The organism is Steroidobacter agaridevorans (genome assembly GCF_009932555.1).
Classification (GTDB): domain Bacteria; phylum Pseudomonadota; class Gammaproteobacteria; order Steroidobacterales; family Steroidobacteraceae; genus Steroidobacter; species Steroidobacter agaridevorans.
In genome coordinates this window covers 1-10,951 of the sequence record NZ_BLJO01000017.1, presented here as the reverse complement: position 1 = coordinate 10,951, position 10,951 = coordinate 1, and the positions used below count along the sequence as shown (strand labels likewise).

Here is a 10,951-nt window from a genome sequence, read left to right as displayed (position 1 = left end):
AACGACTCAGCGCACCGATGGCGGGTCGATTTGCTATCGAAGTATCGAAGGACTGAGATAGTCAGGCTCCCAAGGTTCGCCGGGGCCGAACCCGTATTCATCGAGAGGCTGAACATACAGCCGATAAAGAATGCGATGCCTTTCTCCAACAGCCAGCGCAAAGGGCGAGGCCCTCGGCGGACCGGACGGACAGCCGGCTCAGTACGTTAGATCATTTCTTCGCCCGGTTTTTCCTGACGCCCGCACCTGCTTTACCGATCGCTCGAGATCTGAGAGATACCTTTCAACAACGGGAGCGTGCACAGCATTGACCGCAAAATGGAGCGCCATAGGCTCCCGGGAACGCCCGACAAACCAGCCCTGCTCTGTTAGACAGTCGCCAACTGCATTTATGTCGACGCAGCTATCAACCGACCGGTAGAGGACGATGCTTAGATCAGATGGATATAACACCTGAAGCCCGGTGATAGACTCGACCCCACGGACCAGACGCAGCTTGGCCTCCATCGTTTTTCTTGCCAACCGACGGTAACCCGCCCTTCCGAGGTACTGCGACACTGCCCAAGCCGAGGCGACAGATCCGCCGGGACGACTACCAAGGAACGTTTCGGTCGAATAGGTTCCTCGGGGCCAATCGTCAAACCGAAATGCCTGATGAACCTTGATGCTCGCGGATCGATATAGGACTACGGAGGATCCACGCGCACAGAAGCCATGCTTGTGCAGGTCCGCCGAAAGACTCGTGACACCGGGGATCGAGAAATCGAACTCCGGCACTGAGAATCCCTCGTCACGCGCGAACGGCGCCAGAAATCCGCCAAGGCAAGCGTCAACATGAAACCACACGCCTCGCGCACGCGCGATCTTTCCCAATGTCGAGATCGAGTCGTACACACCGTACGGGTAGCACGGGGCAGAGCCCACGACCATGAGCGTTCGGTCATCAATGGCAGCTTCCAGACGATCAACGTCCACGCGCAGATCCGTCCCGACATCAACGCGAACTACGTCGATTTCGAGACAGTATGCTGCCTTGTCGAAGGCCGGATGTGCCGTCCGAGGAAGCACGACGGCCGGCCTGATGCTTTTTGAAACAGTCGCCCTGAACTGAGTTCTTGCGGTCTTGAGCGCTAGAAAAATGCTCTCGGTGCCGCCCGATGTGAAACTACCGTCCGCGCCTGCCGGCGCATTGAAAAGAGCAAGAGACCACTTAACCAGGTCTTCCTCCATCCGCACCAAGCTCGGAAATGCATTTCTTCCCAGCGCGTTCTCTGAGAAATAGAGGTTGTAAGCCTCGCGGGACACAGATAGCAACTCGTCGTCATCGTAATAGACATAGATTGGGATGCGGCCGCCGCGCCAGTCATAGTCTTCCGATTTCAGAGCTATCAGATCGGCGCGGATATCCTCCCACGGACGACCATCGTGTATCCACGGCATGCGTGCCGAAACGATGCTTGGACGACCACCGAGCTCCTCCGCTCCACCAATATCGCTGACAGGGTCCGACTTGCTCACTAGCTTCCCTCGGTGACGAGTGCCGGTTCTGGCGCCGAGCGCCATTGAAACGCCCGAACTGGAAGCTATGAAATGCCGCGCTACACCTCGCGGCCAAACGAGTCGTGCAGTCTCAAATCAGTGCCAACAGCTTGAACTGAAAGGAGCTTGCGTCGCCTAATTGCTAGTGTCTAACAATGCGCAATTGTAGTGGTAACGCGGACCAGCGATCGGCTCCCTATGCAGCTAGCGGCGTAGATGAACCGCCACGTAGCCGCGACGGCACGGAGGCCCGCAACTTATCCAGGACGCTATGGTCGGTGATTTGTGCTGAAGCAAAGAGATCATCGACCCTGTGGTAAATCCGATCGCGTCATTCAACGAATTCAGCGGAGCGGCCTTACACACTGGATGTTCAACATCGTCCGATGATGAAAGGGCCGCCTTGATTGTATTGATGCATACATGTCCGCTCATCAGTCGGGACCTCAGAGCGTGTAAGCGCGCAACGCTGTCGATTTGCGAACTCATGCTCATCGTCCCCACATCTTCGTCTGCCAAAGTGTGGTTCGTATGGAGAACCCTGCAGGGATCCGCAGAGCGGTACTCGACTATCTCTGTCGCGGACACTTCAAATGAGCGGATATTATTCGGGTCTGCAATCAAGTAGTGCTGGCTGGTGGCGTGCGGGACCATTCTGAGCATTGCAGAGGCCGCATCCACACTCTCCGTCTGCAGCAATCTACGGATGACAAATGCGACAGGCAGCCCTTGATGTGCCGAAGGCAATCCTCGCAAAGAATTTACGCAAAGACCGACGCCCCGCGAGTTCACACCCATCAAGCCGATCATTCCGCCAATCGTGAAAACCAGCGCACCGGGGCGATCCATAGCTGGCGCAATTCGCAGCACAACCTGGTGGCCATCGGTTTGACGGCCCAGATCCATGTTCTGCCCGATCCATGTGGAGTCTTTTTGAGCCTTAATTGCAAGGCTGCTGCATTTCTCAACAGCGGCGTTTTTGGAGTTGTATCTGAGACGAAAAGCCCACTCCTCGTCCATGAACTGTGCAGCCAACAGTAATTGGATCGACTGCCCAGCAGCCTCGGAGATACCAAGGACCTCCTCGAGTACGTCCGGAGTGTGTTCCCGAATTGCAGTAAGGAAATCCGTCTCGCGAAGCATGGCATCGATATATTCCTGCGGATCGGCAATGCCGTTGGCCCTCAGGCTGCCGAGCCAATCGACAATCCACGCATTGATCTGGTGTCTTCGTATCTCGCCGAAGATCTTCCCTCGCGTACGCGCATCTCCGGCCACGTCTACAACTGTAACGACAGATCCCAAACCCTCGCGCTCTGTCACAGACAACTCTTTATCCACTTTCACCCTCGATCTCTCAGGATCTCACATATGCCGGTGAAACCACGCCGTCACGCGCGCTGCGTAGTCGATGGCCGCTGGAAATTTTCTGATGCCATGCCCCTCCTCGGGGTACGTCACCAACATAGACTCGACTCCATTCTCGACTAATGCGTTGTGAAACTGAATCGCTTCCGCTGGCGGTGCGCAGCGATCCAACGCTCCGCAAATACTCAATGTGGGTGTTCTGGCTTTGTGAGCATGCATGATCGGGCTACGCTGATAGTATTCTCCGCCCGCATTCTTATACTCGTCCGCAAGAAACAGCTTTACGAAATCCGGAATGTTCGACATCAGATGCTGCGTCACCTGGTTGGTCGTCGGGGCTACTGGTGCGGCGGCCGCGAAGCGGCGATCTTGTGTAATCAGCCATGCGGTCATAAATCCGCCATAGCTGAAGCCTGTCACTCCTAAGCGCTTAGGATCGGCGAACCCTTGAGCTATGAGGTAGTCCAACCCTGCCAGACAATCATGAGCGTCCTTGCCTCCCATATCTCCCACGACCCGCCGCGCAAACTCTTGACCGCGACCGGAACTACCTCGCGGATTGGGCAGGAAGACACCGTAGCCATGGGCGAGCAGCAACAGTACCGTCATGGCCTTGCGGGCCAACCAAGCCGGCCGCCACTGCCATACAGGCCCTCCGTGAACATTCATTACGATGGGATGCGGCCCTGCATCGCTCGGCCGCAACAGCCATCCCTGTATTTCAAGAGCATCCGACGATTCCCAGCTCAGCGAATCCATGGACCCGATTCTCTTCGCGATATCGGAATAGCCCAGACAGAATGATCTCACCGTACGATATTGACCTCGACAAACAACAGCGATCTCGGGAGCGCGCTTGAACCCTTCACCCACCAGGACGCAATCACCTATGTCATTCAATCCAGAAACTGCGATGTAGAATCCCCCGGTAGTGATTGTGGTGCTGCTCCACAGCTCATCAAACGAGCCCGATGTAAGATCGTACAGGCCCAGGACAGACTCCACGCCGCGATGCCCCGCCAACAGAAGACGGCGATCCGAACGCCACTCGCTATAAGAAATATCGACGCCTGCTGTGTCGACCAAAACTGTCGCACCAGAGTCTCTATCGATCAGCATCAAGCTTCCCGCAACCACCCCACGGTCACTGCAGACAGCTTCAATAACTGCGAGATGCTTTCCTGACGGCGATGCGACCGGCCAGCCCAACTGGTACTGGGGCGAATAGATACGACGGCCTTGCCCATCTCCAGTATGAAATATCTGGAGCCACGCGCTGTACCACGAGCCTTCCTGAGGACCAGCCGATACTACCGCGACTATTACGTCATCACCCGCCCATGCAGCCTCCCAGACATTGCACTCCGTACCGGTGATCCTCCGTACACTGTTTGTTTCCAGCTCATATACCCACAGTCCGCGCCAGCTGTGTTTCTCAGCCCCCGTCTCCACTGTGGGAAGCCAGCAATGCATCAACCTATCGTCGGTAGTCCGCCTACTGGTAGTCGCTCCCTGCCCACTCGACTGGTCAGCGCCATGACCAGCTACCCCTAACAGTATTCGCCTTCCATTCGGCGACCATTGCAAATATTCGATCCATCCTTCGGTCTCCGGAGCTGCGAATGCGGCACCCGATGCCATATCCAACATATAAAGCTGAAAATCGCCAGCCCGTTCTCTGTCGGACAGAAAGGCGACACGCCTGCCGTCTGGAGAGTATTTCGGCAATCTGTCGCTGTTCGGCCCGAAGGTGAGCACAACAACGCGCCCAGACGTGAGATCCACCTGGCAGACTCGAGTCGGCAGGACTCCCCGTAGTCTCTCGGCCAATGTTCCTGAAAACACGGCATGCCGACCATCGGGGGAGACGTGCACTTCTGCGGCATCACTGATCTGCCCGGTGCCCGGCTGTCTCGTCGTCGTATATAGGAGCTCCGCCGCGCGGTATAGATCGCTCTCCCGAATATCCCTTTCCAACGCATCAGGCATACGTTTACCGCAATCGAACAGCGTCATCGATTTCCGCTGGGAACTGTGCGGCATCAGGACAGTATCGGGCGCGCTGCGCGACATCAGAGAGATCCGACTTGACTGTGTGGCTGACCTGCCAAAACTGATGAGCCGCCCACAACGTGATTAGCGATGTACCAAGCATTGCGTAGCGCAGCGAGTCCGGTCCTAGCCGCGGCATCAACAAATCGCTGAAGATGCCGATCAACTGGGGTCCGATCCCCATTCCGATCAGATTAGCCAGCATCATTACCACAGCGAGCGCCCTCGCTCGCATTTCGTCGGCGACCAATCGCTGCAGCATGGCGAATATTGGCCCATTGAAGAAATTGAAGGCCACTATGAGTGGAAACAGTACCGCTAGCGTGTGCTCTTTCCTTGGCAGGAGCAGAAACAGAATGAACCAAGGGGCCAGCGACGCGACCATGATCGAAATAAGGCGAATCTGTCCTCGCTCGTTGTCAGCATACCAGCGCGCGACAACGTACCCACCCAACCAGGTTCCAGCGACCCCGCCAATGGCGAAGATCATCCCTAACCAAACTCCTAGCTCGGAAGTACTCATCCCATGGCTTCGCATCATGAACGCGGCGTACCACGGGTTCATACCTTGAGCCATTGTAAAGAACAGAATCATACCAATGGTCAGATGCCGACTTGAGGCCCGATTCCAGAGCGCACGCCCAACGTCGACAAAACGCCGCGGCTGTTGTGGCGGAGCTTGCAGTGAGCTGGCATTCATTCGTGGGTCGCGGACGGTCATTCTGAAGACTATGGCGACCAATAGAGCCAACAATCCGGCCAGCAAGAATGTCATCCGCCAGCCGTAGCGTTCGGCGACATAGCCACCTGCGATAAAACCAAGCACCGGCGCAATCGGAGCGGCTATCCAGTAGACGGACATCGCTCGAGCACGTTCAGCTGGCTTGGGAAAATAGTCACCCAGCAATGAATACGTGGGTGGCATGCAACCGGCCTCCCCAACCGCAGCAAAGACGCGAGCAACTACCAGATGGAAGAAGTTGCCCACGAATAAGCACATGCTCACGGTCACCCCCCAAGTGGCAATGGCAATGGAAGTAATCGAAACCCGGTTGCCAGTATCCGCCCAGCGCGAAATTGGCAGACCTACCGTGGCATAGAACAACGCGAACGCGATACCAGACACAAACCCGAGTTGTGCGTCAGAAACACGCAGGTCCTCCTTGATGGGTTGTAGCAGCAACATAATCAGACTGCGATCTAGCCAGACGAATGCGAACGTGACAGCCAGTGCGCCGAGAACGTATCGTCGATAAGCATTGCTTGTCATCTTTACTTCAGATAGTCAGACAGAGGTCTTCAAATTTTCGCCATGTGAGTTGCAGTCATCCGACGACACACTCCATCAGCAACAGAATGGTCGCGCGCTATCGCCGGCGCGACGATGCGCTCGATATGCAAGCACTTCAGGAGACGGCTCACCCGCAGGCATGGTCAGAATCGGGCTCTGCGGAAGCAGAGAGCGATCGATATCCACCCCATCCTTGAGGATCTTGTGAATACTGCGATAGTTCTCGGCCGACTGAAGAGGATTTCTGTCGAGAATGATTAGGTCTGCAATCTTGCCCGGCTCGATTGTTCCAAGATCTTTTCCTTTCCCGTAGGCTGCTGCAACGTCGTACGTCGCTGCCCTCAGGATCTGCAAGGAAGGCAGCCCCATTTCCTCCATGGCCACCAGCCAATGAAAATGCCCCTGCCCGAGTTCAATCAGATTGTCCTCACCAGTAATCGCCGCCGCCCAGAATGGATCGCTGGCCGCATCGCGTCCCCAGATGCCGCCATCAGTAGCCATCACGAATTTCGCGCCTGCTTTTATGAGATTGTGGATATTTATATCCACTGTCGAGGCTGAGAACACACCGCTGATCCCATCTCCCTTCCTTAGCATCCAATCGCGCCGTCGCCGAGTGAATGGAAAGACGGCCGCCGCCGTACTTCGCTTCGCCATTAGCTCTAACGTCTCATCCGGAATCGGAACCGGGCCAGTAAGATTCGGGTGCTGTATGAGATCGCACCCCGCCTCGACAGCAACACGCAAACTCTCGACCGATGTTGTGTGCGCCTGAACAGTGAGCCCAGTTTGATGTACTTCCTCAACAATCGCCGCCTGAACTGCTGGTGAGAAGACGAGGAATGACGTTGTCGTAGCCCACCGATGCTCGCTCGAGGCGTACTTGATGAAGTCGACGCCCTTCGCGATGTAAGCACGAATCTCTTTTGCGACCTGACACGGAGTCATCCACGATAAGGCGGGACCGACGTTCTCGACCCAAAGAGCATTGATTCGTTCAATCTGAGCGGGGCTGGCGATTTCCGCTGCCTTGTGAATGAAATCTGCAGAGATCGGTCCATCCAGCCCAACGATGTTGCCGGCGCAGAACATTCGAGTCCCCGGCACGCCTCCTGCATTAATCCGTTCGCGCAATGCAACCAGCGGTCGTCGCGGCCCCCACGTATCAAAGGCTGTTGTGACACCAGACCGCAGAGCAATCTGCGCCGCCTCGAGAATGACATCCTCGTACTGACTCTCGTGTCGTACGAGGTGCTCCAATCGCATGTCCTGCAAGAAATGGACATTGCCATCTATCAGCCCGGGGATGATGTACTTTCCTCGCGCATCGATAGTAGTGGTTGCTGGCGACAGGCTGAGTTCATCTTCACCGGCGATTGCCTTGATTCGATTGCCTTGAATCCATAGAGATTTTCCTTCCATCGGTCGATCGGCAACCCCATCGATTATGGTGGCGTTCTTAATTACCAGAGACACGCTTGCTTGCTCCCAGATCTCAGATCGAACTTTGAGCGCAATGCTCAAAACTCCAGCATTCCCACGAACTGATGTACGTTCCACTCGTGGTTCGATCTCATCAGAACCGAGGATGCATCAAACTAATGATCGATCGGCCCTTACTCTGGCCCCCTTGGTTCACTGCGCTAACAGATTTCCTATAACCGCTTCGGCTGATGTCTTCAGCGGATCAAAGCTTGGAACGCCTAACTCGTGCTCCGCTTGCGATAACGCACGCTCGCATTCGGCCTGCGACAAAGCGGACGTATTCAAACTCACCCCCACCAACTTGACATTCGAGTTAGTGAGTTGCGCAGCCTCCAAGTATCGAGCTGCCGCTAGCTTCAAGGCCGGCATCGGCATGTGTGGATTGTTCAAAATGTGTTTGCGCGTCGGATCGTGACATAGAATAAGTGCATCCGGTTGCGCACCATGAACGAGTCCGAGAGTTACGCCCGCGTAGCCAGGGTGAAACAGTGAACCCTGCCCTTCGATCACATCCCAATGATCAGCGGAGGCCTCGGGCGTGAGTTGCTCGATCGCGCCCGAGATGAAGTCTGCCACCACACAGTCCAGTGGCACGCCGCTGCCGGCGATAATGATTCCGGTCTGACCTGTCGCGCGAAAGTCGGCCGCAATGCCACGCAACTGCAGAGCTTTAGCAATCGTGAGCGCGGTGTATTTCTTACCGAGGGCACAATCTGTACCCACCGTGAGCAAGCGCTTGCCGGTTCGCTTGACGCCAGTACCGATCGGCAGGTCCTTCGGTGGTGAACGGACATTAATCAAGCGCACCTTGTGCCTCCCCGCCAGTGTCACCAGGCCTTCTATGTCTTCGAGACGGGTATGCATCCCGCTGATAATGTTGAGCCCAGCTTCGACAGCTTCCCTCAGAGCTGGCCCCCAGGCTTCCGGAATGCGCCCACCGGGCGGCGCAATGCCGATCAATAGAGAACGTGCGCCGTTCGCAGCCGCTGCCACCGGGCCCATCTCCGGAAGACCGAGATTGACTCTGCATTCAGGCATCCGCCACTGGCCCAGGCAATCCTGGGGTGCCCAGTCGCGCGCGCCGAAGCCCGTCTTGGCGGCAACAGCATCAACTACATCACCTAGAAAAATCAGGTAGGGCTTACCAAGTAACACGCTGAACCGACTCCTTAGTAGATACGAGTAGATGTCCCAGCTCTAAGAAACGACATCGCAGTGCCCGCACGAGTGCGGCAGGCACCGTTCTCGCCGTCCTATGCCCGGGACCACGCTGTCGATCACGGTGCTGGTCTTGACAGACAGGGCGTCTGTCCGTGTTGCCCCCCAGCCGCGCTCCTGTAATGACGCAGCTGAACCTGCTCAGGTCATGCTGCTAATTTGAACGCCTCAGCGGGCGTTCTCATCCCCAGCGACTGGTAGGGTCTGCCGTTGCTGTATACGCGGATCCAGTCGCCGATCACCCGGCTCGCGTGGATGACGTAACGTTTCTTTCGCACATTCGAGGCGGTGGCCTCGATCTGGTTCAATGGCAGTTACCACCCGACCAAGAACCAAACCATTGGTGGAGAGGCCACCATGGGAGAAGATACACCAGCAGCGCCTGTGCGCTGCGAGTTGATGAGGGTAAACTGAAGGGAAATGTGAATTAGGTGGTGCGATCAAGCGTTGAGGAGACGCTGAACGCACTGCCGGATGCCGAAGCCGAAGAGATTTGCCGAGCTCAGCGCTATGAGCGCTCGGCTGATCGGGCGGGCACACGCGCCGGTCATTACGAGCGCAAGCTCGAGGTCCGCTTGAGGATACCAAAGCTCAGGCGCCTGCCGTTTGAGACGGCGATCATCCAGCGGTATCGGCGGCGCGGGCATCGGTAGAAGAAGCGTTGGTGGAGATGTACCTAACCGGAGTATCCCGTGCGCCGCGTAGACGACATCACCTTTTGGGCACCCGCGTGAGCTCGGGCACGGTGTCTCGGCTGAACCAGAAGATCTATCGGCACATCGAGGCCTGGCGCAATCGGGCGATCGAAAGTGAGTTCCCCTACCTGTACCTCGATGGCGTGATCCTGAAGCGCAGCTGGGCCGGCGAGATCCGCAACGTCTCTGTGCTCGTGGCGATCGGCATTGGCACCGATGGCTTCCGGCACATCCTCGGCGTCGCCGAGGGCGAGAAAGAGGATCTGGAGGGCTGGCGGGAGTTCCTGCGCCACCTAAAAGATCGGGGCTTGAGTGGCGTGCGGCTGATCATAGCCTCGCAGGACGCAGCATCGCGCTGCCGGTTGATCCGGACTCCACCGCGGTGATGACCTGCCGACTGCAGCTGACGCGCTATCTGCAATTGTCTCAGATGCGAGCGGAGCTCGAGCGACAAGCCGATGCACTGCTAGCGGCACATCCAGATTATCAGCGTCTTCGCACGGTTCCTGGGATCGGGCCGATCACTGCGCTCGTCATCCTGGCTGAGGCCGGCGATCTGCGGCGCTTCGGGCATCACCGCCAATTTCTGAAGTTCTGCGGCCTGGGCTTAGCCAAGAGCCAATCGGGTGCGTGCCAGTCTCGCGAGCGGCTCTCCAAGCGCGGCAACGCCCGACTTCGATGCGCATTGTGGATATCAGCCATGGCTGCCGTACGCATGCGCGAGAACGCATTCCGAGACAAATACATACGCCACGTTGCAGGTTCCCGAGGACGGGATCTCCAACCGTAAGGCACGGACCGCCATCACCAGCGAAAATGGCACGGGTGGTCTATGCACTAATCAAACACAACCATATCGTCACTGCTTTGATGAAGGTTAACCCAGCGGATCGACCCCTCACAAACAGGCCGTCGAGGCCCTCGGGACCTCATAGATAATGCTCGGACCTTCCGCTGGGGCCTTACGCTGTTTTAGGTGCGGTGAAGACCGTCGGCTGCGACGGATCTTGTGTTCATTATGGTCAGCGGGGATCTCCCACTGCTGCGGAAGACCGTTGGGCGCCGATCGTGGCAGTCCCTGGCGGATCGTCTCGATCACTTCTCGTCCTCGCCCAGCAGGGACTGCAATTTTTTTCGGGCGAGCCAGTAGCGATCGGCGGCGTCTAAGTGCGCTTTTAGGAATGGGAAATCGGAGTTCAGAGCCAGCCGCGGCACTCACGGACTCAGGGGGGTGCCCCTATGTTGTTGTCAATGGAGTTCCACCGCCGGTGGGGTGTAGAGAGTGCCGTCTCGTAGCATGGCG

Annotated in this window: 7 protein-coding genes and 1 pseudogene; 2 read left to right on the top strand and 6 right to left on the bottom strand. The window is 57.0% G+C overall.

Features of this window, described 5'->3' with window-relative positions:
* Positions 1–198: 198 nt before the first annotated feature.
* The 6 genes from GYH35_RS34305 to GYH35_RS34280 form a co-directional block, all read right to left on the bottom strand.
* Complete coding sequence (locus tag GYH35_RS34305) at positions 199–1,518, bottom strand: pyridoxal phosphate-dependent decarboxylase family protein (RefSeq protein WP_202624993.1); 1,320 nt, start codon at positions 1,516–1,518, stop codon at positions 199–201.
* A 225-nt stretch (positions 1,519–1,743) separates the two neighbouring features.
* Complete coding sequence (locus tag GYH35_RS34300) at positions 1,744–2,886, bottom strand: C45 family autoproteolytic acyltransferase/hydolase (RefSeq protein ID WP_161830740.1); 1,143 nt, start codon at positions 2,884–2,886, stop codon at positions 1,744–1,746.
* 18 nt (positions 2,887–2,904) lie between these two features.
* The gene (locus GYH35_RS34295; RefSeq protein WP_161830739.1) at positions 2,905–4,923 is read right to left on the bottom strand and encodes an alpha/beta hydrolase family protein; all 2,019 of its coding nucleotides are present in this window, start codon (positions 4,921–4,923) and stop codon (positions 2,905–2,907) included.
* The gene (locus tag GYH35_RS34290; protein ID WP_161830738.1) at positions 4,901–6,229 is read right to left on the bottom strand and encodes a spinster family MFS transporter; all 1,329 of its coding nucleotides are present in this window, start codon (positions 6,227–6,229) and stop codon (positions 4,901–4,903) included. The genes GYH35_RS34295 and GYH35_RS34290 overlap by 23 nt, the downstream gene beginning before the upstream one ends.
* Positions 6,230–6,304: 75 nt before the next feature.
* Complete coding sequence (locus GYH35_RS34285) at positions 6,305–7,726, bottom strand: amidohydrolase family protein (protein WP_161830737.1); 1,422 nt, start codon at positions 7,724–7,726, stop codon at positions 6,305–6,307.
* A 159-nt stretch (positions 7,727–7,885) separates the two neighbouring features.
* The gene (locus GYH35_RS34280) at positions 7,886–8,890 is read right to left on the bottom strand and encodes a DUF1611 domain-containing protein (RefSeq protein WP_202624992.1); all 1,005 of its coding nucleotides are present in this window, start codon (positions 8,888–8,890) and stop codon (positions 7,886–7,888) included.
* A 494-nt stretch (positions 8,891–9,384) separates the two neighbouring features.
* On the opposite strand from GYH35_RS34280, the pseudogene GYH35_RS35580 reads away from it, so the two are divergent.
* Together GYH35_RS35580 and GYH35_RS34265 are read left to right on the top strand one after the other, a co-directional pair.
* A pseudogene (locus GYH35_RS35580) lies at positions 9,385–9,989 on the top strand (IS256 family transposase); the annotation flags it as partial.
* A 44-nt stretch (positions 9,990–10,033) separates the two neighbouring features.
* The gene (locus GYH35_RS34265; protein WP_407700243.1) at positions 10,034–10,438 is read left to right on the top strand and encodes a transposase; all 405 of its coding nucleotides are present in this window, start codon (positions 10,034–10,036) and stop codon (positions 10,436–10,438) included.
* The last annotated feature ends 513 nt before the right edge of the window (positions 10,439–10,951 follow it).

Excerpts from the sequence above, each read along its gene's own strand:
- GYH35_RS34265 (WP_407700243.1), top strand. The coding sequence starts at position 10,034 with ATGACCTGCCGACTGCAGCTGACGCGCTATCTGCAATTGTCTCAGATG.
- GYH35_RS34295 (WP_161830739.1), bottom strand. The coding sequence starts at position 4,923 with ATGACGCTGTTCGATTGCGGTAAACGTATGCCTGATGCGTTGGAAAGG.
- GYH35_RS34290 (WP_161830738.1), bottom strand. The coding sequence starts at position 6,229 with ATGACAAGCAATGCTTATCGACGATACGTTCTCGGCGCACTGGCTGTC.